A 23,542-nucleotide genomic window follows, 5' to 3' on the forward strand; every position below is an offset into this window, starting at 1 on the left:
CTCCTATGGTTCAGGTGTATATACAGGTTCATAGACCTCTGTGAACCAACCTGTTATGGTGGTCGATGAAACACCAGGATCACCTTCTGTAACTTCCGCTTTCCATGGGTGCTTGCCCAATCCATCCAGCTTATTTCTACGCATAACGGTTCCCTCAATGGTGGGTGTAGAAAAGGTAATGGAATCAGCCTTTGTCTGCAAGTTGGTTGCTGGTAGTCCAAACTTAACGCGATACAACCAAAAATAGCGGTATGTTCCATTAGCCCTTTGCGCACGAAACCCAACTGCAACGGGTGTACCCACGTTTTCACTGGCTGAGATTAATACTCCGTTATCATCTGTAGAAGCACCAGTTAAATCCGCTGCGACTGTCGGACCAATGTCGTCTACACCGAGAGTGAGAGTACCACTGTTAAAATCTTTCACAACCTCAGCCGCTCCGTCGTCAGCATACAGAATTGCTTCCACCAGTTCTACCGAGAGTTCAGCAGTGATGGCTTTTGCAAGTACAGAAGGTTGGGCATAAGTTTCCTCACCGTTAGTGTCCTCGGTTATTTTTGAATAGTACAGTCTATCAAGACCGATCGTTGCCATGTGTTATTCCTCCAATCTATAGTTTTTTGCCACATCGATGGCATAATGATGATATCCAGTATCATCCTCGTGACCGATATATCTTCGTTCGGTCAAAGTAAAATCTGCATTTATTAAAGCAGTTGTGAGCTGTCTTTTCCGCTCTAGGTAGTTATTTTTTGAGAACAGTGATATCCTCGCTTCCTGCACATCAAAGCCTGGACGGTTATCCGCATGAACTTCAAAAATATCCGAAAGAGGGAGAATCACGACATACTCATCTGGTGCCAAACCTGAAAAAACCCCAGTTTCCACGGGGAGCAATATAGTGGAAACAAGGGTATTCAATTCCTCTAAAATATTCATATCTTCTCGATCTCCTCCTCCAGCTTGGCGACCATTGCGTTGATGCAAGGTTTCCTAGATGAATTCCTCGCAGGCTTTAGGAAGGGTTTTGCAGGCTGACCATGTTTGCCATATTCAATGATGCTGGCAAGTTTAGCATTGCTCTCACCATCAGATCGCGGCTCAGCAAAGCCAACTTTTACATTGAAGTTACCATTTCTATCCTGCTTTGCACTCGAGAGTCCTAATGAAGATAGCAACTCGCCAGTGCTTTTGGATGGATATTTCGTGTCCTTGCCAACCACCTTGCTCAAATTTCCCTTAACTTTATCCAGTACCACTTCACCGCCAACTTCCAAAACCTTAGGAAGAATCACATCGGTCTGGTCAGCTAATCGGGATACCTTTAAAAGGAATTCTTCTGGCATCTTTATATTCGCTTTTGCCATATCCATCACCTCACAGTTGGTTCTAGCTTTTCGGCTAAAACCTCGACATACATCCCTCGGTTTCTTACATCCTCAACACTTAAAATTTGATATCTGCCATCATCGCAGACGATAACCATTTCATTGGTCACCTTAAGTCCGAAGATTTTTCTAAACCTGAATAGGGAAGTTGCAGATGAAAATGATGCCATATTCGTCCATCGCTCACTGCCATGCCGATCTTCCTTGTAAGCAAGTACACTTGCGAGTATGTTGTCATCTTTTGTGGCGAAGCCTTCCTTATCCTTTGTGGGTATCGTGCAAATGATATCGATAAAGGTGTTCATCTTCCCAAAGCTCACACTAAACACCCCACTCTCGATCAAGTCGTAAAAGCAAGTTCACTGTATTCCATACTTGTTGTCCCGCCTGTACGCTATCAGCAAAGAAACCTGCCGTCGAGCCATCTCTACTTTCATAGAAATGACTCGACAACATGATCACTGCTTGTTCTGTTGTTGGAGGCATAGCATGTGTTTCATAATGGTTTTCAGGAACGTGCTGATAGCTCTGTGCATAGGAGACTGCAGCAGTGATAAATCCAATAAGGAGGGCATCATCCTGATCATGTGCTAAAATTAAGTTCGCTTTAACTTTAGGCAAGAGATTATCTGCCACTGCCATACCACCAACCTCCTTTACATTCCACCTTAGTCAGTCTCCATAAGCCCCGCTGCCTTTAGTTTGGCAAGCAGGGAATTGAAGTCCGTAACTAAACCAGCAACATCGGTGGCTATGCTGTCTGCCTGGTTTTCTGCTATAGGAAGCCCCGTAACCGAGGCCCCCTCTTTAATTTCTAAAACACCTCCGATGACAGTTTTTTCTCCGCCTTGTTCGGTATAGTTCTTCGTGTTATAACTCATAAAGCACCTCCGTTACGCTTTCTGTTGGAGTACCTTAACGGCCTCCGGCAAGATAAGCTTTCCATCAACTCGTTGAGTCGCAATAAATCCTACTTGACCTGTGACAGCAAAGAGTTCATTTAAGCGTTTAAATACTCGTCCTTGACGGTCTGCCACCCAGTAATAACTAAAATCACCGAATACCACAGTCTTTGCACCTGCTTCAATAGTAGGTACATAGGATGAGGTGTACAGCGGACGGTTAAGAATAGTATCAGGTGTTCCCGCTTGGATGGAAGGTTGCCATAGGTACTGGCCATTACCGTCTTTCAATTTACGGATAGCTTTTATAGTGGCATCATTCATTACGAATACTGCCTTATTACGATAAGGTGCTTTCAAGCTGTAGAATAAATCTAAAACCTCATCCAAAGTAATGGCAGTGGCACTTGCCGCAGTAACACCAACTTGACCGCCGCCTGTGGCATTTAAAATCCCTGTTGGCTTACCTGTACCGTCACCTACAAAGAAGGCTTCCTCCTCCTTGTTCCCAATACGACGTGCGAATTCTCTCGTGATATAGCTTTCGAGATTGAACACAGAATCATTAAGTAGTTCCTCAGAAACTTTAATCATCGTTGCTAGTTTATAAGCACCAATCGATACTTGACCGAAGCTGTCATCACTCTCTGGTATAGCTCCCTCTTCATCGATCCAACTTGCAGTGCCTTTGCTTGCAACAACAGGAATCTTGCGGTCACCAGAAGATGTAGTGATTACATTGGCCAACCTACGGAAGATATTTTCTTCCTCTAGGGCTTCTACAAGCGTATGCTCAAACTCATCTGGCACGAGGAATCCGCCTTCGGAATCAGTGCCAATCTTTAAAGCGTTCCTTACTTCATAGCTGACATTGTCACGCATCGCATTCCAGAAAGCTTTTTTGTATTCAGCACTTGCGCGACCAGTCTTTTCCTCTCCAGTTCTAGTAGGTTCGTTCGTAATTGGGTTACTGGTTGCTTTCGACAGTTCCAAGTCGATAGATGCTTGACGTTCTAAACGCTCAATTTCCTTACCAAGAGCCACCACATCGGCTTCCATTTTTTCATAGGTTGTCGTGTCCTCAGCGGATAACAGTCCATCACCGCCACGTTTTGAATCAAGGAATGCCTTTGCTACGTCCCATGCTTTAGCGCGTTTCTCACGCAATTCAAGAATTTTACTCATCGTTATTTCCTCCTTTAAATTAGTGCGAAATTAAAGAAAGCCGCTTATCGAGCGACTCAATGGGTGTACCTGTTTTCTGTTTTGGTTGTTTTGGAAGTTTGTTGATAAGCGAGTTAGTAACCGCCATCCTGCTAAAAATAAGACTATCTGTCAAATCTGGTGTTTCACTTTCCATGAACATGATCTTATCTGCAAAACCAAGTTCAATAGCCTTATTTGCATTCATCCATGATTCTGCATCCATCAGATGGGAGAGTTTTGTTCGGGAAAGACCCGTTTTTAACTCATAGGCATTAATAATACTTTCCTTGACCTCATCTAATAGAGCCTTTGCTCGAAGCATTTCCTCACTGTCACCGATCGCAATCGTTGATGGGTTATGAATCATTAGCATGGAAACTGGGGACATATATACATCTCCACCCGCCATTGCAATAACGGAAGCCGCACTTGCCGCAAGCCCATCAATCTTTACAGTGACTTTTCCGGTATACTCCATCAGCATGTTATAAATCTGGGCTGCTGCGAACACATCACCGCCAGGGGAATTAATCCACACCGTAATGTCGCCAGTGCTTGCCAGCAGTTCATCTTTAAAAATCTTAGGTGTGACCTCATCGCCCCACCACGTTTCTTCGGATATCACTCCGTTTAAATAGAGGGTACGTTCTTCATCAGAATCTCGCACCCAGTTCCAGAACTTCCTCATTTACTGACCTCCTTCGGTTTTGGCAAACGCGCCTGCGTCAGCCAGTTTTGTCATATTTCCGTTAACCAGATATAAATCGCCGCCTTCCTCAGCTGGTATGCGGTTCATATCCTCCAGTTCACGGATATCGTTGGCAGACATCCAGCCATTTTGCCGTCCTATTGCGTAGCCATTCATACGACTTTGGTAATCACCACGAAGCAGACCGTCCAAATTGAACTTGATAAACAGTGAAGTTTTTTCAGAAGGCAAAATAAGCGATTGCTGGAGACTTTGTTCCCATCGCACCACCCACGGATCGAGGGTGTATTTTACAAACTCCAACGATTGCTGCTCAATATTGGAGAAACTAGACTTCTCAAGATCACCCACCATATGGGGCGGTACTCGGAAAATCCTCGCAATCTCATTAATTTGGAATTTCCGTGTTTCAAGAAATTGCGCTTGTTCCGGCGGGATACCAATGGCTTGAAACTTCATGCCTTCTTCCAACACAGCAATTTTGTGAGCGTTGCCTGTGCCTTGGTAGGCGCTATTCCAACTATCCTTGACCCTCTGTATATCTTTGATTACTCCTGGGTGTTCCAGCACACCTCCGGGATTAGCACCATTGGCAAAGAATGCCGCACCGTACTCTTCAGTAGCAAGTGACATACCGATTGCATTTTTCGCCATAGCGATTGGGCTATAACCAATGAGTCCATCAAAACCTAAGCCAGGTATGTGTAGAACTTCATCTTTACGGAGTGTTACATATCCACCTTTTGGGTTTAGGCCACTTTCATCAGTATCACGATAGTAGATATAGACCAGCTCTCCGTTTGTTGCTCGACTAACTTCCATCTTGTTGGGGAGTAGGGGATAAAGAGCCACTGCCTGCCCACGACCGTTTCTGACCACCTGTGCATAGGCATTGCCCCAAAGCAAAAGATGACTCATCAGTGTTTCTCGAAACACGAATGAAGTCATCTCTGGATTTGGTTCATCATGAAGAAGGTAATACAGCGGGTGGAAAGGAATCTTTTCTTTACCTCCATCAGAACGATATCTATATACATGAAGTGGCAGTCCTGCAATCGCTTCAGCTAGTATCCTTACGCAGGCATACACTGCTGTTGCCTGCATCGCAGTATGCTCATTCACTGTTTTGCCAGATGACGTACCACCAAATAGGAAGGAAAATGCACTGCCCACACGGTTTTGCGGTTTGTCCCTTGATCGAAACAGTCCTTTTATTAGATTCATAGGCGTCACCTCCGAATAAAAAACTAGCAATATTGTGTTAACTATTAAGGTTTAAAAGACAATCAAACCTCTCTCGTCATACACCGAATCTCCACTATTACCTGAGCCACAACGAATAGCACGATCAAGTGCCATGATAGTTGCCACCGCGCCATCTATTTTTTCTGTACTTTTTTCTTTATCCGGCTTCACGTTGCCCGCCGGATCAGTTTTTATAAAGATGTTGTCCATCATCCACCGAAGCACTGGATGCCCACCGTGTGCTATTCTTTCTTCTAATGTCAATTTCATCAGTTCTTTGGTTGGTGGTGACATATCTTTAAAGCCTTGACCGAAAGGAACGACAGTAAAGCCTAATCCTTCAAGGTTCTGAACCATTTGAACAGCTCCCCAACGGTCAAACGCAATTTCTCGAATGTTATACTTTTCGCCCAGTTCTTCAATAAACCGCTCAATGTAGCCGTAATGCACTACATTGCCTTCTGTGGTTAGAATATACCCTTGCTTCTCCCAAAGATCGTATTGCACATGGTCTCTTCGGACTCGGAGGTCAATGTTGTCCTCTGGCATCCAAAAATACGGAAGAACAATGTATTTATCTGTTTCATCCTCTGGTGGGAACACCAACACAAAGGCTGTAATGTCTGTTGTAGAAGATAGGTCAAGACCCCCATAACATACCCGCCCTTCAAGACTTTCTGGTATAACTGGAAATGCACAGGCATCCCACTTTGCCATTGGCATCCAACGGACAGACTGTTTAACCCACTGATTCAATCTTAACTGCCTGAAGCTGTTCTCTTCAGCAGGGTTTTGCTTTGCACTTTCACAAGCTGCCCTTACCTTGTCAATTCCCACCGTAATTCCTAAGCTTGGATTTGCTTTCTTCCACACTTTTGGATCTGTCCAATCATCCTCTTCTTTAGCACCATAGATTACGGGGTAAAAGGTAGGATCGTATTTTCTGCCCTCAATAATATCAACCGCTTTTTGGTGTGTTTCGTAGCAGATACTTTGAGTATCCGTTCCCGCTGTGGTGATAAGAAAATACAGCGGTTGGGTCCTTGCATCCCCAGATCCCTTCGTCATAACATCAAATAGTTTCCGGTTTGGCTGAGTATGAAGTTCATCGAAAACAACACCATGTATATTGAAGCCGTGTTTGGAGTAGGCTTCAGCCGACAATACCTGATAGAAGCTGTTGGTCGGCAGGTACACCAATCGCTTAGTTGAAGCCAGCAACTTTACTCGTTTATTCAGTGCCGGACACATCCGCACCATATCGGCTGCTACTTCAAATACAATTGATGCCTGCTGGCGATCGGCGGCACAACCATACACCTCCGCCCGTTCTTCACCATCACCGCAAGTGAGGAGCAGTGCAATTGCTGCGGCAAGCTCGCTTTTTCCCATCTTTTTAGGTATCTCTACATAAGCAGTATTAAACTGCCGATATCCATCTGGCTTTAAAATTCCAAATAAATCACGGATTATTTGCTCCTGCCAATCGATAAGTTCAAAAGGCTTACCTGCCCATAAACCTTTCGTATGGGAGAGTGCTTCGATAAAAGCTACAGCGTAATCAGCAGCATCCTTATCGTAATATGACCTATCAGCTATAAAGGCGGTCGGCTTATATTTCTTCAGTTTCCGCATAAACACCGCCCCTTTTATGAAAAAGGACAAAAGAAAAGAGCCTCAATCCTATAGATGAAGCCCTTCTCCTTATCCTAGTTAAATTTTATTTACTTCTTTTCATCCACTTCCCCCGTCAGTATGAAATGAGCATATTCCGTTTTATGGTCTATTAAATAGACTACCAATTCATAAAACCCTCGTTCATTTGCTTCATACTGGACTCGGTTTGCATCAAACATATTTGTGACTCCACTTTCTCGGATGGAAAGGATTTGTTCTTTGATTATCTCATTCATTTATTACCTCCTCCGATTCATGTTTACTCTTCGATTCTCTTGCATAAATCCTCACCAAAGGCTACTCCAAGGGAACCACCCGAATCCCAACTGACATGAATCGTTCCTATGTCATCAACACTAGTAACCGTACCTTTAGATCCAGGCTGAAGTTTAGTATAAGGGTCGTTCATTTTAAGTAGCATCACACGTGTTCCTGGAGTGTAATAGCTTCTAAGTTGCTTTAGCATTTCTGGGTGAATGATATTCATTGTTCACTCACCTCCTGCTTGGCCGTTCCGCTTTTGAAAGCGGAGCTACCTGAAAGCTTGGAAAGGAGAATCTTTCGTTCCATCTTATATTCTGGTCCGATAAAACCAAGCCTTAGCAGGAAGCAACGGAAAGCATATTTTCCATTCTCTACTGATTTCTCGGTGGAGTTGACACGGGTCTGTTTTTTCGCCATTTCGCAAAGTGCCGTGACAAAATGGGTGTATGCCTTAACCTCCTCTGAGGAGCACTCACCTTGAAACCAAGGGAATGCTACAAATTCCTCATATACAATGATGGGAATGGAATCCGTATCAATTGCTTTCTTTATTAGAGTTGCTTTGCTCTCTACCAATCCTTTTAGGTTCTCGATTGCCGTGTCGGTAAAATCTGCCCGTGGCATTTGAATTATCAGATTGATAGATTCTTCCGTTTCATTTGCTTCTGCTTTCGGAGGTGGTGCGTCAAATTCTTCTGAAATTGCTTTGAAGTCGTGAAGTCCCAATAGATCATCGACCAGTTCCTTTTTATCTGGTCCGCTTAGAACTCCGTTTTTGTTAACATTGTAGTCTGCCACCTCATATGCAAATGTAGGTGCTCCGAGATATTTTACAGGGGCGTTTAGTTGTTGGCTGATTGCGTTAACCAGTGCTTTTCTTTTTGGTCCCGTAACATTATAGTTAATCTTCATTTTCATACCGCCTTTCTATTTTCGGTACGTACATATATCACTCTAAAAGCTGTTAATATCAAGTCATTTAGAGCATCTTTCTGTAGAAAATACGGTTTGAAAATACGGTTCCATTAATCGGCGGTATTTTGTGTAGATAACACAATGCCAGTCAGCACAAAACAAACGCATGGAAGTGCTACGCCATTACCCCACATTTTATATTCAGCTGCATCGGAATGAGGATTGTTAAGCCATTTTATAATCTTATTTCTTGTTTTTGGCCTTTTGCTTTTACCTATAATTTTGCGGTGAGTTTCCCAAACCTGCGTCCAGAATGAAATTTCATCTTCTTTAGGATTTTCCGTACCAAGATCATCGCACCAATCATCGGGAAAACCTTGCAATCTTGCACATTCCGTTGGCGTAAGCCTTCGAACAATATAGTCCGGCTCAACCAATCCATTTTGATAGCCTGGATTGGTACCATTGATAATCGTATTTGATGTACCGTCCTGTCTGTAGCATTGACTTTCAGCTTTCATCTGAGGATAAAACGAAGCTGGGTGCGCCACTGCTCCAGGACCTTTTGCTGTGAGCGTAGGTTGCTGTTCTTCATCTACAGTAGGTTTATATAGAGCATTCCTTCCTTGATTAAAAGCCGCCCTATCAATACCGTAACAAGGCTGAGTCACAACAGGGGCATCCTTATAATCTCTCGACAATAGAGTAGGTGCTTTATCTTCTTCAACCTGTGCATAGGCTCCGGTAGTGATGGCATAGGCAACAGCATGACGATCAGCGGTATTAAGCGTAAAAGAAACATCTTCATCTATACCGCTTCCTTGGGGACCGTTTTTATCCTCTCTTCCAATCATCGAGCCTTGCAGAGCAACCACTGCAATACCACCTTGATTACATCCCGGATTTCCCCCATTGGCATCAATGGTCCGAGAAGTATCCGCTTCATATATACCGCTATGTGGATTGCTAGACTGCATGGAATTACTTTTATCAGAGCAGATGCCATATGCGGTAGGCACAAAAACGGTTTGATCATTATTGCATCCAAGAGTTGCAGACTTATCATCTTGTATCAATGCACCCTTACCACCGCCTTCAGAGCCGGAGCGGATTTTTAACGTTTTAGGAGTGTTCATAACAAGGGGGACATTCCCTCCACCAGTTCCCATCCGAGAGGTTAGCGTCTGTACTTTATTATCCTCCGAGAGTTTTACTCGACTATCAGTTGGATGATTTTCTATTACAACAGCCGTTTGATTATCTCCCATGCTTGCACGAAGTGATCCACTTAAATCTTCATCTGTATGACCACCAACTCGAGAAGCAGCCCCCGGTTCAAAGGACATGACTGTACCTGGAACAACACCTGCTCTAAGGGTAGGGGAGCGTTCTTCCTCATATCCTACACTTCTACTCTTGGCACTGTGTTCGGTACAAAACCCGCTTGACTGCATTACGCAAGGCTGATGCCCGTGTTCCTCTGCTCGAAGCGTTGCAGTAATATCTTTAGAAACAGACATCACTCTTCCGCCTTGGTCATTTATGCAAGTTATGCTATCGCCTGTTTTTCCAGTGCAGTTTTTAGCATTGTCGGCAGTTCTTTGCCACGGGCTGCCGCTCGGCGTAAAATTCCTTGGCATGCCTTCGGACTCAAATAGTATTTCTCCGGCACATCTGTCTGCAAAATCTGCGACAAGGTAGATTCTACGACGACGTTGGGGGACTCCGAAATATTGTGCATCGATAGTTCGGTAAGCCACACTCCATCCGGCTCCCATATAGATGTCTGCGTAAGGCCATCGTCCTTTTTCAGGTAAAGGCACCGAGGTATTCGGTTCTTTGACACCGATGACCGTTTCGAGGACTGCCTTGAAGTCTTCTCCTTTATTCGATGAGAATGCGCCAGGGACATTTTCCCAGACCGCGTACCTTGGAGATTGTCCATTGGTCTTACACCTCATTTCCTTAATAATTCGGATTGCTTCATAAAAAAGGACGGATTGCTCTCCATCCAGACCAGCTCTTTTACCCGCCACACTCATATCCGTGCAGGGAGAGCCAAAGGTTATAATATCTACAGGCGGAAGCTCCGCACCATTCAATTTGTTGATATCCCCATAATGCTTCATCTGAGGGATGCGTTTGGTCGTAACCCGTATAGGAAACGGCTCAATTTCAGATGCCCATAACGGTTCGATGCCACAAAGCAAACCACCTAAAGGAAAACCACCACTGCCATCAAAGAGTGAACCGAGTGTCAATTTACTCATCCTCATTCACCTCCGGCAGGTCACAATATCTGAATTTCGAACCATCTCTTAAAAGAAACACACCATCAGAGTTTCCAACTTGCTCAATATACCTTTTCACAATGACATCACAGTACTTTTCATCCAGTTCAATGGTATAGCAGATTCTATCGGTCTGCTCACAGGCAATCAGTGTACTTCCTGAACCGCCGAAGGGATCGAGCACAATACAGTTACTAAGGCTTGAGTTCATAATGGGATATGCCACAAGTGCCACTGGTTTCATGGTTGGATGGTCGCCATTTTTCTTTGGTTTCTCAAACTCCCAGATAGTGGTCTGCTTGCGGTCTGAATACCAGAGATGCTTGCCTTTCTTTTTCCAACCGAAAAGAACCGGTTCATGCTGCCACTGGTAAGGAGAGCGTCCAAGAACAAGGGACTGCTTTTTCCATATACAAGTGCCGGAAAGATAAAATCCTGCATCTGAGAATGCTCTTCTAAAATTGAGTCCTTCCGTATCAGCATGGAATACATAAATAGAAGCGTCCTTTGCCATCGCTGCTTCGGTGTTTTGAAATGCCGCAAGCAGAAAATCATAGAACGCTTCATTCGCCATGTTGTCATTTTTGATTTTTCCAGCAGTGCCTTCATAGTTAACGTTATATGGAGGGTCCGTAACTACCAGATTGGCAGCTTTCCCATCCATCAAGACATCAAAGGTGTCTTTCTTTGTACTGTCTCCACAGACTAATCGATGCTGTCCAAGTATCCAAACATCCCCTAAATGCGAAACAGCGGGCTTTTTCAGCTCGCTGTCTACATCGAAATCATCTTCTTTTATATTATCCTTAAGGGAATCTTTGAAAAGATCCTCCAACTCTCCTGGGTCAAATCCTGTAAGAGAAACATCAAAATTAGAAGCATCTAGGTCTGTGATGAGAAGTGCCAGTTTATCTTTATCCCAATCGCCACTTATTTTATTTAGTGCAATGTTTAGAGCCTTTTCCTTTTGCTCATCCATTTCGACAACTACGCATTCTATTTCATCCATGCCCATACTCAGCAGGACTTTCAAGCGTTGATGCCCTCCGATAACTCTGCCTGTGGTCTTATTCCATATAACGGGTTCTACATATCCAAACTCCTCAAGTGAGCGTTTAAGTTTCTCATATTCCGGATCACCAGGTTTTAAATCCTTCCTTGGGTTATATTCAGCGGGGATGAGTTGTTTCGTTTTAATCTTCTCTATCAACATACTTTTCCACCGCCTTTCTAAATTCACTGTATTTATTTACATCCTCCCACGGGAAAAGACAACTATTAAAATGACCATAAGCCGCTGTGTCAGAATAAATCACATTTCTAAGACGTAGTTTTTCAATGATGGCCGCAGGTCTTAAGTTGAAAGTCTCCTGAGAAGCAAGAGTTAATATTTCATCAGAAACAGTTCCAGTACCAAGGGTATTTACAGTAAAGGCTACTGGATTTGCCTTACCAATGGCATAGGAAATACTCACTTCACACTTCTTTGCATAACCACACCAAACAATATGCTTGGCAATATACCGAGCCATGTAAGCACCACTTCGGTCAACTTTAGTTGGGTCTTTACCACAAAGGGCACCTCCTCCGTGAGATGCAAGTCCACCATAGGTGTCGACCATGATTTTTCTTCCAGTCAAACCCGTGTCGGCAGCGGGTCCACCAAGAACAAACTGACCAGATGGATTGACGAGAAGTTCTGTTTCATCATCAAAAGGGAAATCCTCAAAGCATTGCCATAAGACATTGTTAAGAATATCTGTCTTAAGTTCTTCCTGCGTTTTATTCTTATCATGCTGCACAGAAATCACAATCGTCTTTATTCTCACTGGAGTGTCATCCTCATATTCTACTGTTACCTGTGCTTTACCATCGGGAAGAATCCCTTTGATCAGCTTTCCTTTGCGACAATCATCCAGTCTCTTTACGATTCTGTGGGATAGTACAAGGGGTAGGGGAAGCATTTCTCTTGTTTCCTTTGTAGCATAGCCGTACATAGTGCCCTGGTCTCCGGCACCTATCGAACCGTACTGTTCGTTTATACCATTTCGTGCTTCCAGCGCGTTATTCACACCAGCCGCAATATCTACACTTTGATTATGTACATATACATAAATCAAAAATTTTAGAGGATTGTATCCAATCTCTTTTAGGACATTTCTAACAATGTATCGGATGTCGATTTTCTCGCTGCAGGAGATCTCGCCCGCCACGATAATTTTCCCCTTAGTTGCCATTACCTCACAAGCTACCCTTGATGCCCTATCTTTACGTAAGCAAGCTTCCAAAATGCTATCTGCTATGATGTCGCATAGTTTGTCAGGATGTCCAGCACATACACTTTCTGCTGTTAAATATCTTTTACTCATTACATCATATCTCCTCATCTTTATTTTCCTCTGCGGGCAGATAGCAGTCGCTCCATCACATCGTCCTGTGGGTTTAAACCAGAATATTCTGTAGCACAATTCTCTCTAACGATTTGATATATCTCCATCCACAGTCTGTTTGTCTGACTCATAAAGTTCTGGCTCATCGCTACATAAGGACTTTGAATAGCATTGCCGGTAGTTGGGTGCTTGGCTAGAAAGCCAAACTCGGTTACTGCTTCCTCACACTGTATCCATCTGGCCGCACTCATGGCATATCGCTCTAGAAGCTGTGGAAGTACCAAATGGGCACAGCCACGTTCTTCAAGCCATTTCCATGTAATTTCATAGATTTCACTCGCTACTAGGGTTTTCCCATCTTTTTGCACTGCGGAGAGCATGGCCATTGGCTTTGGCATTTCCTGTCCCTTCAGGTCAGCAGTATTTTTGAACTCAACGACTTCAAGCTTTCTTTTACCAGGATTCCCCTCTGCAATTTTGTCAGCAAGTGGTTTTTTCTTTTGACCGGAGCCTATACGGGCGCCGCCTCGATTTGTTCCATCTTTGGCCATTCACTCACCTCTTTTCATCGATGGGCCTATTACCCCGTTTGAAACCGCGAATTTTCACGCGTTGCCCCACGCCCGTTACACAAATGAAAAGCTGTGGAGATTTGACTCCCCCTACCGGGTTCCCCAACGGTCTCCATCTTTTGCTGTGATTGCAGAGTGGCAAGGAGTACAAAGAGCCATCAGATTACTTCTATCGTGAGTCCCTCCTCTTGCAAGAGGAAGAATGTGATGGACTTCATTTGCTGGGGTCAGCTTTCCTTGTCGTTTGCATTCCTCACAAAGAGGATGAGCTGCAATGTAGCGGTCACGTATCCTTTTCCAAGCACGACCATAACGCTTACGGGTTGCTGGGTCACGGTCATACTTTTCATACCGTGCGGCTTCCTTCTTACTATGCTCTTCACAAAAGCGCTTGTCGGTTAGCTCTGGGCAACCAGGGTAAGAGCACGGTCGCTTAGGTTTTTTTGGCATACTGCACCTCCTTTTGCCCATAGAAAAAGCCCTCGCAGGAGAGATGCTCCCGTGAAGGCTTCTGTTTTTTCTAATATTCCATACTACCATTATATAACTTTCACTACGGACAAACAGTGTCAACGTATGCCAAACTGTGCCACAGTGTGCCAATTTTTATTTAGGTACCTTTAAATGTTGCAAAGCGGATGAATGGAGTCTATGCACGGTTCTCATAGAAACATTAAGGTTAACACAGATTTCTTCCCAGTTAAGAAAGTTAATGTATCGGTAGCGAAGAATCAGCTTCTCATCTACGTTTTCCATCTGGTTAATCGCTTCACGGATATCTGATTTAAGCTTTACTAGCCGTTCAACCTCTTGTTGTATCTGTTGCTCCAAATCTACTATTCTAATCACGTATTTTTCAAAGGGTGGGTCAGTACTCTTGGTTCTACTGACTTTTTCCTCAAGAACGGGGGATGAAACACTTCTTGATAGTTCCCTTAAGTTTTGTAACTCTTCAAGGTCAGAATTAATCAATTCATTCAAGCGATAAGCCTGCTTTAAGAATTCCTTAGCTGTCATCATCGCACCACCTCCTCTTGTAGCTGTTGAATTAACATGTCAGGGTTTAGGGAGGTGAGGACATTGAACAATCCAGAATGAAAGAAGCACTCCACCTCACGTTTTGTATATAAAGCAGAATCATTGCGAGGGTGCTTTGCTAATCTTTTCAGTGCAAAACGATAATCCTTGACCGCCTGTAGAATAATGGCATTTGCTAGTTTTTCAAAAGCATCCATCATACAGCATCCCTCGCTTTCCCAAGATTTGCTTTGACCGCATTGATAAGATCGGATTGTGTCTTTCCCTTTCGTTTCAAGGCCCTCATCACATCTTCATCAATCGTGCCTTTTGTAATAATGTGATGGATAACTACGGTTTCATTTTGACCTTGTCTCCAAAGTCTCGCGTTTGTTTGCTGATAGAGTTCTAGACTCCAAGTAAGTCCAAACCAGATAAGCGTTGAACCTCCACTTTGTAAGTTGAGACCGTGTCCCGCTGATGCAGGATGGATAACTGCTACAGAAATATCGCCGTTGTTCCAATCCTTGATATCCTTGGAAGTCTTAATTTCTCTGACATTGAATTTTGCCTTAATACGCTCTAAATCGTGATTATACCAATAGGCAATAAGCACAGGTTTTCCGTTAGCACCTTCAATTAAATCCTCAAGAGCATCTAACTTGCGGTCGTGGATAATATGAGTGTTTTTATCATCATCATAGATCGCACCGTTTGCCATTTGCAGAAGTTTTCCTGAAAGGACTGCTGCATTCATGGCATCTATTTCCTCATCAGCAAATTCAAGAACCATCTCTTCACGAAAACGATCATATACGGATTGTTCTTTGTCATTTAGATACACAGGCACTTCATTGATCATGCACTCTGGCATTTTGAGAAAATCCACCGACTCCATGGAAATGGTAATATCCGAAATGAGCTGATATATGGCATCTTCAGCACCTGGCAATGGTTTATATGAAAATACGATTTGCTGATTACGTTTATCTGGTGTAAAGAAGGAATTGCGGTAGTGAGTTATGTACCTGCCGAGTCTTTTACCCATGTCAAGAATACGAAACTCTGCCCACAAATCCATTAATCCATTACTCGATGGTGTACCCGTAAGACCCACAATCCGTTTTGCCCTTGGTCTGACTTTTAGTAGACTTTTAAATCTTTTGGCACCATAGGACTTAAAGGATGATAGTTCATCGATGACCACCATGTCATAATCAAAAGGGATGCCACTTTTATTTACTAACCAGTCAACATTTTCTCTGTTTATAAGATAGACACTTGCAGGTTTCCTAAGAGCTGCCAACCGCTCCTGTTCTGTTCCGATGGCTACCGAAAACTCCAGTCCTTTTAAATGCTCCCACTTATTTATCTCAGCTGGCCAAGTATTCCTCGCCACCCGAAGTGGAGCAATGACCAGAACCTTTCCAATTTCAAAACGATCAAGACATAGGTCAAATATAGCCGTTAGAGTAATGACACTTTTGCCAAGACCCATTTCTAAAAACACCGCAGCGATGGGATGCTCAAGTATGAAGTTCGTTGCATAAGTCTGATATTTATGAGGATTGTATTTCACCCAGTATCACTCCAATCTGCTTAACATCATCAATGACATAACAAGTAAAGCCTAACTTCTGTAATTGCTTTATTCTTCTATTCTGTAACGGACGAGGTTTCTTTCCGGAAGCCTTTAATTCTACAAAAGCCATCTTCCCATGTGGTAAAAGCACTATGCGGTCTGGCATCCCATCTAAACCTGGGCTAACAAACTTCGCCGCAATGCCTTCCATCTTTTTTACCTCAGCCATCAGTTTCTTTTCGATATATTTTTCAAGCATAAATACCTCCCATATAAAAGGCTCGGAACAAGAAAACAACTTTGACCCATTTTTCCTATACGCGCGCGTATGCGTGTATGCACAGGCTACTATTACTTCTTTTTACTATTTATAAATAAATAAGATACTTCTTGTTCCACTTGTTCCGAACCGTTGATTTTCCTTATCGTTACTAGCTTTAGGGAAAGAACCAGTATGGGAACAAGGTAAGGTACAACTTAGTTTTGTTCCTCGACTCGGGAATAAGCTCGTTGCTTTCCGTAGACAGGAAACGTCACAACACCATTCTTGTTCCCAGTGTACTTGTTCCACTCACTGATCTTTCTCATAATGGCACCGATGGCATAGGAATCTGAAGGCTTTAGCATTGATGCCTCTTTACCGAAACACTCACACCAAATCTCCATATTGCAGACAAGAGTCCTTTTTACTGTTCCAACACGGGTGCCGCCACCAAATTCGCTACCGCCGAGGAAATTTCTACGCTCGTACAAAGACATCGTGTCCCAATCATCCGGCAAGAGCGTATCCAAGTAAGTACGAACCAGTCCTTCTCGTTCATCTGTTTCCATAGCATCTGCCTGTTCACTGGTTGCCATGGTTACATCATCACCTTCAAGGTAGAGTTTTTCGCCCTTCTCATATAATACTAGTGCCTCTGCCCAAATCTGCTGTACTTCCTCTTTGGTCATCTGCCAAGCTTTCTTTTTACTGTTTCCGCTAATACGGACTGGCCAGAATCTGCGGTTGCCTGTAATATCCCGAAGAAATCCGCTTTCTGCATTGGTAGAACCTACAATTACGCATTGACGGGGATGGCTTTCGACGTTGACACCATAACTGGCACGGTACTTATCATCAGCCCTCGAAATAAAGGACTTCACAATCTCCACATCCGTCTTACGCATTCCTGCAAGCTCACCGAGTTCCAACAACCAATATCCTTGAAGTTTTTCAGCACCTGATTTATCTTTCATGTCCGTAATGGTCAAACTGTCTGAAAACCAATCTCCGGCAAGCTTAGCAAAGAAGGTTGATTTACCGATGCCTTGAGGACCATTTAAGATAAGAACACTATCAAACTTTGTGCCTGGTCTATAAATACGGGCTACCGCTGCAACCATCGTTTTGCGAATAATTGCCTTTGTGTAGGAATTATCTGTTGCACCGAAATAATCAATGAGTAGATTTTCTACTCGACTAATACCATCCCATTTTGGCAGTGAGTCGAGATACTCCTTAACAGGGTGGTAGGCTCGTTCTGACGCTACAGCTAACACAGCATCTTTGGTCTTGGTAGGGGAATAGACTCCGTATTTACTGCTTAAGTACACCTTAAGAAGCGCGTTATCCGAATCATTCCAACCAGCCTTGATCTGTTCCCAAGGCAGACCACCTTTGGCATCGATCCCATCACAGTGGCAATTGAAAGCGATATGTTGTAATTCCTCATCATGCCGAATAATCAAGACAATGTTATCCAATGTGTCTTTTATCCGACCTTGCTTATCCAGTTCCAAACCTGTCTGCCAATCCTCAGCACTAAACTCCTCTTCAGCCTGAGCCTGTCTCTCCTTTGCGAACTCAGCTTTTACCGCTTCATCTTTTATAGCAAACTCGCACATTGCCACAAAAGACGGCATCCTGCCAGGAGCCGTAGTAGTGGAAGCTCTATCATCTAAAGAGCCGAATTTATGAATACGAACGAGATCAAAAGCATTAAGAAGCAGGCCGCTTGCTGGGTCAGTAGCATGGTGGCTGTATGCAAATTTATCATCATAGATAATCACACCCGCACTACTGTCAGCTGGAATATAGTCATATCGACCTTCCATAGCAGATGGAGCATAAATTGTTCCTAAAAATTTATCAATTGCTTCACGAACGGAATAGGCACGACAGAAAGTTCCTACCACACCTTCCTTTAAAAGCGGATCGGCTTGTTCTCTAAGACTGCGATTAATAACCTCAGACTGCCTGCTTGATACTGGCCAAGTTGACGTATCTCGCCAGTTTTCATATTTTGCAAGATAAATATCCGGGTCAAGTAATGCTCCATCCTGCTCTTCGTAGACAAATTCACCGTTAGAGGAAGTGGATGGCCAATACATAAGGCGATGAGCTTCATATGTCGTATCATCGAAAAGATCAATACCAATTTCTTTTGCCACCATACGTCCAACAGCTGCATATGCTTCTTCGCTGATCTCACGAGCAAGGGGAACGATAAGTCTGAGTCTTGGATTTTCTGGTGTGTGCTTATGAGTGGAGTAAACGCAACATTTGAAATCGAAAAGCATACTGATTTGCTCCCAGATATTCGGTCTACCGTAATCCATATCGAGGGTAAGCAAAGAACGACACAGAACATTACCCTTCTTTCGCCTTCCTTCTTTTAAATGTCCTCCGACAAAGCCGCCCACATCCTTGATATCATCTTGCTGCCCTTTTTTAAGTTTCCGATATTCTTCTACTGTTTCCGTAGTGTGTTGCGTCGTCTTTACACGGGAGCAAAAATCCTCCCAGGAGATATCTTTGTTTTTCCATTTCCTATCCATCCGGCTATTGCCTACTGCAATTTTCATAAGCTTTCAACCTCCTCATGCTCCGGACTAAAATATCTGACCGTTTGTCTGCGTTTCTTGGCTACTTCAATTTCCCTCGCCATACCGGTTGAGATGGTATTGCCCAGCACCCACACCTCGGAGCATTTGCCCATAAGCACGATGTCCATAAATATGGCAAGCTCTCGTTCCTCTGGGTTTTCATCATCCATAAACTGTGGAAACATAAGATGGGGAGCAATCGGAATACAGTTTTGGTCTAAGGCAAACCTGCAAAAACTACGAGCCTTTTTAATGTTTCCTTCTACATCACCGGAATAGGGAGAACAGATATATACAAGCGGCTTAAAGGCAGATTTTTTCTCTGCCTTTTCCTTTTTCATTATGTTGGTCAGTGCTTCATGGGGAGTTGGGTCATGGTATCCTTCGTGATTGAATTTGTTGATTCCCATTACACACCCTCCATTTCTATCTGAGGCAAAATACCGTCTGCCTTCATCAGTTCGTAAATGAAGAGTCTGCCTTTTTGTGTCCAATATGTATGGACCTTTGTATGCTGTTGCCCGTTACTGCCAAGGTAGCTATGAGTCTTAGTGCTGGTGTAACCTTTTTCCGCATACTTCTGATATAAAAGCCAAATGCCGCCTTGTTTAAATTGGATACCCTTTTTATTAAGATAGCGGTTCATCCAAATAGCTGACTTACCGTAATCTTTGGCGATTGCTGATGTGGAAATGAGGTCTTTGCAATTTAAAACCACATCGTAATAAGAGACTTTCGGTTTCATTTCTGCAATTTGCTGATTCTGAACAGCAACTGTACCTTCAAGCACTTTATTTTGTTTCCTTACTTGTGTTAGCTGTTGATTGGCAATCTGAAGTGCCCTTGCCATGATTGCTTCTGGGGAATTCCATCTTCTTTCTATTTCAAGAAAGTATTGACGGCACTCTTTCCCTTTTGGAGTACGCTGTATCATGCACAGCTCTTTTGCCATGTCAATTGTTAACTGATGGTCAATGCTTGGTCTGCCTCCAGTACTTTCGCTCAAAAATGAGCTAAAGTCTGATCCTTCCTCAAATCCGTACTCACACATTCTTGGAAACCAGTCTTTATAAGCGGTCTTTACTTCCAAGGCTTCATGTAAATCACGACCGAGTACGGTTGGTTGTTGATTTTCATAGTTGATTTTTACTAATTCGTCCATACGAATTACCTCCTGCAATATAGTCAGAGAGGAAACCCCTCTACCTAATAGCCACAGGAGGTAATGATTGTTGAGGATTTTGAAAAATTAATTTGGAATTCTGATTATCGTGCGAAATTTGTATATGCTAAAATGGATTTAAAGATTGATTCAGCAGTTTTTTATTTCAACAAACGGACCTGATTTATCGAGTAAGGCTTATTGAAAAATGACAGTTTATTTTAAGAAAGTAGAACGATAATAGAATATAAAATACTTCCCTTGACCCTGTACTATGGTACAGGGTTTATAATTTATACGAGGTGAGATAGATGCAATACCGTATTGGAGAACTGGCTGAAAAGTGTAGCGTTAACAAAGAGACCATTCGATATTATGAGCGTTTAGGATTAATTCCAGAGCCTAATCGTACCGAAAAAGGATACCGAATGTATTCCCTACAAACGATTGATCGATTGAATTTCATAAAACGAATGCAGGAATTGGGATTTACCTTAAATGAAATTGATAAATTGCTAGGGATTGTCGATCACAACGAAGCAAAGTGCCGTGACATATATGATTTTACTGTTCTTAAATTAGAGGACATCGAGCGTAAAATTGAAGATCTTAAAAAAATTGAACAAATGTTGATAGACCTTAAAGAAAGATGTCCTGAAAACAAAAATATTTATGAATGTCCTATTATCGAAACTTTAATGGATTAAGAAAAGAAAGCAGAAGAATACTTACAGAAATAATAAATTGTAAAGGTGGAAGAATGATGGAAGATTGTTGTAGTAACGTTAAAGAAATAAAAATTGAAAGTAATGGTAATTGTCCATCGTGTAAAAATAAAGCTAAAAATGTAAAGTTGATTACACTAAAATCATTGCTTAAACCATCTGCATTAGAAACATTAAACTCTAAAGAAAATCACTATTTTTGTTCAAACGAAGATTGTGAAGTAGTCTATTTTGATACGAATAATAAAAGGTACATTGTATCTGACATAAAGGTAGCTGTACATCAAAAAGATGACTCAGTAACTACCCCAATTTGTTATTGTTTTGATTGGACAAAGGAAAAAATTAAACAATATGTGGAAAATGGACTTGCTCCTAATCCTGTAGAGCATATTCGCGAAAATATAAAAGAAAACCGATGTGGTTGTGAAGTAAACAATCCACAAGGTAGTTGCTGTTTAGGCAATGTTACAACTTATATTAGAAAAATGTCATAAGGAACCTAAAATTTGCTTTTCTTCAACAAAATAAATTAATATTCTTTGGCAATCTGGCCATTTGTGAAACAAACAAGATAGCACGTACTAATCATAAAATAAGTGCTATCTTGTTTTCTTTGTAAAAAAATTGAAGATATTTCAACCTCTTTCCACACGATAATCCGAATACCCAATGAATTTAATCTTTTTGATAAAACTGACACTCATAGCCGTCAGCACTGAGTAACAGACCATTTGCCCAGGTTGGTGTCTTAGCCATCTGTTCACAGATAGCGGAAAGTGACATTCCCATATCCGCCTCGATGATAATCTCATCGTGTACATGAGCCACAATAGAACAATTCTTTAATGTCTGCATGGCATGACACAAAATGTCACGACTAATTGCCTGAACAATATTCTCTACAAATTTGGGTCCATAGCTTTCGATTCTTTCCCATTTTTTCGTCCCACCGACCCCTTCGTAAGTAACCGATTCACCGCCGAACACATTCTCTCCCATACGAGGTTTCACATAAGAAAGCCGTCTACCAGAAGGGAGGATAATAAAGAGCATTCCACTTTGATATATAAATTTAATGCCATGTGTCGCTGTGGGAGTTTTTTGCTTAACACAAGTTTTTATTGCACGGTCAACATCCCACCAAAGTTTTGTGATATTGGGATTGGATTGTCTCCAAGCCGTTACAAGGGGCTGAAGTTCCTCTTCTTCAATTCCCATCTCCAAAGCACCCATTGATTTTAATGCTCCAACAGATCCACCATAACCGAGGGCAAGTTCGGCTATTTTCCCTTTCTGACGAAGGTGACCGTTCACACCATGCTTTTCAACAGGTACATTAAACATCTGAGAGGCACTGGCACAGTAGATGTCACCGCCGTTTTGGAATACATCTATTCTCCATTTTTCACTTGCAAGCCAAGCAATGACGCGAGCCTCAATCGCTGAAAAATCTGCCACAATGAACTTCATACCTTCTCGCGGTATAAAAGCAGTACGGATAAGTTCCGACAGTACCTCTGGGATTGAATCATAGAGTAAAGTAAGAGCATCAAAGTTTCCGCTTCGAACTAAAGCACGAGCCTGTTCCAAATCGGGCATATGGTTTTGGGGGAGATTTTGCAACTGAATCAGCCTGCCAGAGAATCTGCCGGTTCTGTTGGCTCCGTAAAACTGAAACATTCCTCTTGCACGACCGTCACTACATACCACATTCTCCATTGCTGTGTATTTTTTCACCGATGATTTTGCAAGTTGCTGACGTAGTTCCAAAACAGTGCCTAGTGGTTCAGGTGCTGTCTTTAACATCTCAGCAACAGCTTTTTTACCAAGGGTATCTGTTTCTAGCCCATTATCGGCAAGCCAGTCTTTCATTTGTTGTACAGAGTTTGGATTCTCCAAATTAGTTATATCTTGCATTGTAGCCATTAGCTTTTCACGGGAATGTTCATCCATCACAACAGCCTGTTTTACGAAAGTCATATCAATGGCAATGCCGCGATCATTGATTACCTGGTCGAGATGATATTCCTCCCAGATGTTCTCTGGTACTTGAAACTTGAATAATTTCTGTTGTATTGACATCTCGGATTCCACATCGCGAATGTTATATACTTTAAACCGCTCCCATTTATCCATGTCCTGTTCTGGTAAATTACGAACTCGACCACCATTAGATTTTGTAGGGGAGCAAGGTGTACAGAAATATTTGATGAGGTCTTTACCCTCTGTTAGCTTTTGTTTCTCCAAACCTAGAACTGCACCGACTCCCTCCAAAGAAAGAGGTAATCCCATATATGCCGACCATATCATGGAACATTTCCAGGATGCGGGGTTAAGATATTCAGTAAGGTTAAGCCATTTTGATAGACACACACGCTCAAACATTGCATTGAAAGCCCACTTGGTAACAGAATCATCCATAAGTGCGTTTATAATTTCATCGGGGATTTCCTCCCCACTGGCAAGGTCAACCACATGTACTTCACCGCCATCCACCGAATAACCAAATAGTAGAATTTCAAAATCATCACTCTCTGCATAACGGTAAACTCCAGACTTTTGAAGGTTGGCACTACTAAATGTTTCAATATCAATAGAAATAGAATTCATATATTACCGCCCTTTCCAA

28 protein-coding genes are annotated in these 23,542 nt (G+C 42.6%); 2 read left to right on the forward strand and 26 right to left on the reverse strand.

The window, feature by feature from the left end:
- Positions 1 to 3 precede the first annotated feature (3 nt).
- The 25 genes from PSR12_RS20405 to PSR12_RS20525 all read right to left on the reverse strand — a co-directional run bounded on the left by PSR12_RS20405 (position 4) and on the right by PSR12_RS20525 (position 20,185).
- Positions 4 to 594 (reverse strand): major tail protein, encoded by a 591-nt coding sequence (locus PSR12_RS20405; protein WP_035197483.1) that lies wholly within the window; start codon positions 592 to 594, stop codon positions 4 to 6.
- A gap of 3 nt (positions 595 to 597) precedes the next feature.
- Positions 598 to 939, reverse strand: a complete 342-nt coding sequence (locus tag PSR12_RS20410) for a hypothetical protein (RefSeq protein ID WP_063442154.1) — start codon at positions 937 to 939, stop codon at positions 598 to 600.
- Complete coding sequence (locus PSR12_RS20415; RefSeq protein ID WP_063442156.1) at positions 936 to 1,367, reverse strand: HK97-gp10 family putative phage morphogenesis protein; 432 nt, start codon at positions 1,365 to 1,367, stop codon at positions 936 to 938. Before PSR12_RS20415 ends, PSR12_RS20410 begins: the two co-directional genes overlap by 4 nt.
- A gap of 5 nt (positions 1,368 to 1,372) precedes the next feature.
- Entirely contained in the window at positions 1,373 to 1,708 is a 336-nt protein-coding gene (locus tag PSR12_RS20420; RefSeq protein ID WP_019155112.1) for a head-tail adaptor protein, read from the reverse strand.
- Between the two features lies 1 nt (position 1,709).
- Complete coding sequence (locus tag PSR12_RS20425; RefSeq protein ID WP_063442158.1) at positions 1,710 to 2,030, reverse strand: head-tail connector protein; 321 nt, start codon at positions 2,028 to 2,030, stop codon at positions 1,710 to 1,712.
- A 26-nt stretch (positions 2,031 to 2,056) separates the two neighbouring features.
- Complete coding sequence (locus PSR12_RS20430) at positions 2,057 to 2,269, reverse strand: head fiber protein (RefSeq protein WP_274770312.1); 213 nt, start codon at positions 2,267 to 2,269, stop codon at positions 2,057 to 2,059.
- Positions 2,270 to 2,281: 12 nt separating this feature from the next.
- Positions 2,282 to 3,475: a phage major capsid protein gene (locus tag PSR12_RS20435; RefSeq protein ID WP_274770314.1), complete on the reverse strand. Its 1,194-nt coding sequence runs from the start codon at positions 3,473 to 3,475 to the stop codon at positions 2,282 to 2,284.
- Between the two features lie 19 nt (positions 3,476 to 3,494).
- The gene (locus PSR12_RS20440) at positions 3,495 to 4,184 is read right to left on the reverse strand and encodes a head maturation protease, ClpP-related (protein ID WP_274770316.1); all 690 of its coding nucleotides are present in this window, start codon (positions 4,182 to 4,184) and stop codon (positions 3,495 to 3,497) included.
- Positions 4,185 to 5,429, reverse strand: coding sequence for a phage portal protein (locus PSR12_RS20445; protein WP_144593845.1), 1,245 nt, complete (start codon positions 5,427 to 5,429; stop codon positions 4,185 to 4,187).
- Positions 5,430 to 5,480: 51 nt separating this feature from the next.
- Positions 5,481 to 7,085 (reverse strand): terminase large subunit, encoded by a 1,605-nt coding sequence (locus tag PSR12_RS20450; protein WP_144593846.1) that lies wholly within the window; start codon positions 7,083 to 7,085, stop codon positions 5,481 to 5,483.
- Positions 7,086 to 7,174: 89 nt separating this feature from the next.
- The gene (locus PSR12_RS20455; RefSeq protein ID WP_015926203.1) at positions 7,175 to 7,363 is read right to left on the reverse strand and encodes a DUF5049 domain-containing protein; all 189 of its coding nucleotides are present in this window, start codon (positions 7,361 to 7,363) and stop codon (positions 7,175 to 7,177) included.
- 23 nt (positions 7,364 to 7,386) lie between these two features.
- Positions 7,387 to 7,614, reverse strand: a complete 228-nt coding sequence (locus PSR12_RS20460) for a DUF4314 domain-containing protein (RefSeq protein WP_055742201.1) — start codon at positions 7,612 to 7,614, stop codon at positions 7,387 to 7,389.
- Positions 7,611 to 8,303 (reverse strand): virulence protein, encoded by a 693-nt coding sequence (locus PSR12_RS20465; protein ID WP_144593847.1) that lies wholly within the window; start codon positions 8,301 to 8,303, stop codon positions 7,611 to 7,613. Before PSR12_RS20465 ends, PSR12_RS20460 begins: the two co-directional genes overlap by 4 nt.
- A 113-nt stretch (positions 8,304 to 8,416) precedes the next feature.
- Complete coding sequence (locus PSR12_RS20470; protein WP_274770320.1) at positions 8,417 to 10,576, reverse strand: DNA cytosine methyltransferase; 2,160 nt, start codon at positions 10,574 to 10,576, stop codon at positions 8,417 to 8,419.
- Complete coding sequence (locus tag PSR12_RS20475; RefSeq protein ID WP_274770321.1) at positions 10,569 to 11,810, reverse strand: site-specific DNA-methyltransferase; 1,242 nt, start codon at positions 11,808 to 11,810, stop codon at positions 10,569 to 10,571. Before PSR12_RS20475 ends, PSR12_RS20470 begins: the two co-directional genes overlap by 8 nt.
- The gene (metK, locus tag PSR12_RS20480) at positions 11,791 to 12,966 is read right to left on the reverse strand and encodes a methionine adenosyltransferase (protein WP_274770322.1); all 1,176 of its coding nucleotides are present in this window, start codon (positions 12,964 to 12,966) and stop codon (positions 11,791 to 11,793) included. Before metK ends, PSR12_RS20475 begins: the two co-directional genes overlap by 20 nt.
- Before the next feature lie 20 nt (positions 12,967 to 12,986).
- Positions 12,987 to 13,538: a P27 family phage terminase small subunit gene (locus PSR12_RS20485; protein WP_063442170.1), complete on the reverse strand. Its 552-nt coding sequence runs from the start codon at positions 13,536 to 13,538 to the stop codon at positions 12,987 to 12,989.
- Between the two features lie 111 nt (positions 13,539 to 13,649).
- The gene (locus tag PSR12_RS20490) at positions 13,650 to 14,099 is read right to left on the reverse strand and encodes an HNH endonuclease (RefSeq protein ID WP_446720645.1); all 450 of its coding nucleotides are present in this window, start codon (positions 14,097 to 14,099) and stop codon (positions 13,650 to 13,652) included.
- A 66-nt stretch (positions 14,100 to 14,165) separates the two neighbouring features.
- The gene (locus tag PSR12_RS20495; protein WP_211142787.1) at positions 14,166 to 14,579 is read right to left on the reverse strand and encodes a DUF1492 domain-containing protein; all 414 of its coding nucleotides are present in this window, start codon (positions 14,577 to 14,579) and stop codon (positions 14,166 to 14,168) included.
- Positions 14,576 to 14,797, reverse strand: coding sequence for a hypothetical protein (locus tag PSR12_RS20500; protein ID WP_015926212.1), 222 nt, complete (start codon positions 14,795 to 14,797; stop codon positions 14,576 to 14,578). Before PSR12_RS20500 ends, PSR12_RS20495 begins: the two co-directional genes overlap by 4 nt.
- Positions 14,794 to 16,155: a DEAD/DEAH box helicase gene (locus PSR12_RS20505; protein ID WP_274770327.1), complete on the reverse strand. Its 1,362-nt coding sequence runs from the start codon at positions 16,153 to 16,155 to the stop codon at positions 14,794 to 14,796. The genes PSR12_RS20500 and PSR12_RS20505 overlap by 4 nt, the downstream gene beginning before the upstream one ends.
- A complete protein-coding gene (locus PSR12_RS20510) occupies positions 16,136 to 16,417 on the reverse strand; it encodes a VRR-NUC domain-containing protein (protein ID WP_274770328.1) in 282 nt (93 codons plus the stop codon). Before PSR12_RS20510 ends, PSR12_RS20505 begins: the two co-directional genes overlap by 20 nt.
- Positions 16,418 to 16,635: 218 nt before the next feature.
- Positions 16,636 to 19,002 (reverse strand): virulence-associated E family protein, encoded by a 2,367-nt coding sequence (locus PSR12_RS20515; protein WP_274770329.1) that lies wholly within the window; start codon positions 19,000 to 19,002, stop codon positions 16,636 to 16,638.
- Positions 18,999 to 19,433: a DUF7768 domain-containing protein gene (locus PSR12_RS20520; RefSeq protein ID WP_000512442.1), complete on the reverse strand. Its 435-nt coding sequence runs from the start codon at positions 19,431 to 19,433 to the stop codon at positions 18,999 to 19,001. Before PSR12_RS20520 ends, PSR12_RS20515 begins: the two co-directional genes overlap by 4 nt.
- Positions 19,433 to 20,185, reverse strand: a complete 753-nt coding sequence (locus PSR12_RS20525; RefSeq protein ID WP_039236574.1) for a phage antirepressor KilAC domain-containing protein — start codon at positions 20,183 to 20,185, stop codon at positions 19,433 to 19,435. Before PSR12_RS20525 ends, PSR12_RS20520 begins: the two co-directional genes overlap by 1 nt.
- A 311-nt stretch (positions 20,186 to 20,496) precedes the next feature.
- On the opposite strand from PSR12_RS20525, the gene merR1 reads away from it, so the two are divergent.
- Together merR1 and PSR12_RS20535 are read left to right on the forward strand one after the other, a co-directional pair.
- The gene (gene merR1 / locus PSR12_RS20530) at positions 20,497 to 20,892 is read left to right on the forward strand and encodes a mercury resistance transcriptional regulator MerR1 (RefSeq protein WP_039236578.1); all 396 of its coding nucleotides are present in this window, start codon (positions 20,497 to 20,499) and stop codon (positions 20,890 to 20,892) included.
- A 56-nt stretch (positions 20,893 to 20,948) separates the two neighbouring features.
- Positions 20,949 to 21,407 carry a putative iron-sulfur cluster-binding metallochaperone gene (locus PSR12_RS20535; protein WP_039236581.1) on the forward strand — a complete coding sequence of 153 codons (459 nt, stop codon included), beginning with the start codon at positions 20,949 to 20,951 and terminating at the stop codon, positions 21,405 to 21,407.
- 181 nt (positions 21,408 to 21,588) lie between these two features.
- Here PSR12_RS20535 and PSR12_RS20540 read toward each other — a convergent pair whose 3' ends face one another.
- Positions 21,589 to 23,523 (reverse strand): DNA polymerase, encoded by a 1,935-nt coding sequence (locus tag PSR12_RS20540; RefSeq protein ID WP_274770332.1) that lies wholly within the window; start codon positions 23,521 to 23,523, stop codon positions 21,589 to 21,591.
- Between the last annotated feature and the right edge of the window lie 19 nt (positions 23,524 to 23,542).

The sequence above is a fragment of the Lysinibacillus sp. G01H genome (assembly GCF_028872195.1).
In the GTDB taxonomy this organism is placed as follows: Bacteria; Bacillota; Bacilli; order Bacillales_A; family Planococcaceae; genus Lysinibacillus; species Lysinibacillus capsici.

Excerpts from the sequence above, each read along its gene's own strand:
- PSR12_RS20450 (WP_144593846.1), bottom strand. The coding sequence starts at position 7,085 with ATGCGGAAACTGAAGAAATATAAGCCGACCGCCTTTATAGCTGATAGG.
- PSR12_RS20525 (WP_039236574.1), bottom strand. The coding sequence starts at position 20,185 with ATGGACGAATTAGTAAAAATCAACTATGAAAATCAACAACCAACCGTA.
- PSR12_RS20510 (WP_274770328.1), bottom strand. The coding sequence starts at position 16,417 with ATGCTTGAAAAATATATCGAAAAGAAACTGATGGCTGAGGTAAAAAAG.
- PSR12_RS20485 (WP_063442170.1), bottom strand. The coding sequence starts at position 13,538 with ATGGCCAAAGATGGAACAAATCGAGGCGGCGCCCGTATAGGCTCCGGT.
- PSR12_RS20440 (WP_274770316.1), bottom strand. The coding sequence starts at position 4,184 with ATGAGGAAGTTCTGGAACTGGGTGCGAGATTCTGATGAAGAACGTACC.
- PSR12_RS20500 (WP_015926212.1), bottom strand. The coding sequence starts at position 14,797 with ATGATGGATGCTTTTGAAAAACTAGCAAATGCCATTATTCTACAGGCG.
- PSR12_RS20430 (WP_274770312.1), bottom strand. The coding sequence starts at position 2,269 with ATGAGTTATAACACGAAGAACTATACCGAACAAGGCGGAGAAAAAACT.
- PSR12_RS20405 (WP_035197483.1), bottom strand. The coding sequence starts at position 594 with ATGGCAACGATCGGTCTTGATAGACTGTACTATTCAAAAATAACCGAG.
- PSR12_RS20540 (WP_274770332.1), bottom strand. The coding sequence starts at position 23,523 with ATGAATTCTATTTCTATTGATATTGAAACATTTAGTAGTGCCAACCTT.
- PSR12_RS20410 (WP_063442154.1), bottom strand. The coding sequence starts at position 939 with ATGAATATTTTAGAGGAATTGAATACCCTTGTTTCCACTATATTGCTC.
- PSR12_RS20415 (WP_063442156.1), bottom strand. The coding sequence starts at position 1,367 with ATGGCAAAAGCGAATATAAAGATGCCAGAAGAATTCCTTTTAAAGGTA.
- PSR12_RS20470 (WP_274770320.1), bottom strand. The coding sequence starts at position 10,576 with ATGAGTAAATTGACACTCGGTTCACTCTTTGATGGCAGTGGTGGTTTT.
- PSR12_RS20520 (WP_000512442.1), bottom strand. The coding sequence starts at position 19,433 with ATGGGAATCAACAAATTCAATCACGAAGGATACCATGACCCAACTCCC.
- merR1 (WP_039236578.1), top strand. The coding sequence starts at position 20,497 with ATGCAATACCGTATTGGAGAACTGGCTGAAAAGTGTAGCGTTAACAAA.
- PSR12_RS20490 (WP_446720645.1), bottom strand. The coding sequence starts at position 14,099 with ATGGTAGTATGGAATATTAGAAAAAACAGAAGCCTTCACGGGAGCATC.
- metK (WP_274770322.1), bottom strand. The coding sequence starts at position 12,966 with ATGAGTAAAAGATATTTAACAGCAGAAAGTGTATGTGCTGGACATCCT.
- PSR12_RS20455 (WP_015926203.1), bottom strand. The coding sequence starts at position 7,363 with ATGAATGAGATAATCAAAGAACAAATCCTTTCCATCCGAGAAAGTGGA.
- PSR12_RS20475 (WP_274770321.1), bottom strand. The coding sequence starts at position 11,810 with ATGTTGATAGAGAAGATTAAAACGAAACAACTCATCCCCGCTGAATAT.
- PSR12_RS20465 (WP_144593847.1), bottom strand. The coding sequence starts at position 8,303 with ATGAAGATTAACTATAATGTTACGGGACCAAAAAGAAAAGCACTGGTT.
- PSR12_RS20495 (WP_211142787.1), bottom strand. The coding sequence starts at position 14,579 with ATGATGACAGCTAAGGAATTCTTAAAGCAGGCTTATCGCTTGAATGAA.
- PSR12_RS20515 (WP_274770329.1), bottom strand. The coding sequence starts at position 19,002 with ATGAAAATTGCAGTAGGCAATAGCCGGATGGATAGGAAATGGAAAAAC.
- PSR12_RS20435 (WP_274770314.1), bottom strand. The coding sequence starts at position 3,475 with ATGAGTAAAATTCTTGAATTGCGTGAGAAACGCGCTAAAGCATGGGAC.
- PSR12_RS20425 (WP_063442158.1), bottom strand. The coding sequence starts at position 2,030 with ATGGCAGTGGCAGATAATCTCTTGCCTAAAGTTAAAGCGAACTTAATT.
- PSR12_RS20535 (WP_039236581.1), top strand. The coding sequence starts at position 20,949 with ATGGAAGATTGTTGTAGTAACGTTAAAGAAATAAAAATTGAAAGTAAT.
- PSR12_RS20445 (WP_144593845.1), bottom strand. The coding sequence starts at position 5,429 with ATGAATCTAATAAAAGGACTGTTTCGATCAAGGGACAAACCGCAAAAC.
- PSR12_RS20460 (WP_055742201.1), bottom strand. The coding sequence starts at position 7,614 with ATGAATATCATTCACCCAGAAATGCTAAAGCAACTTAGAAGCTATTAC.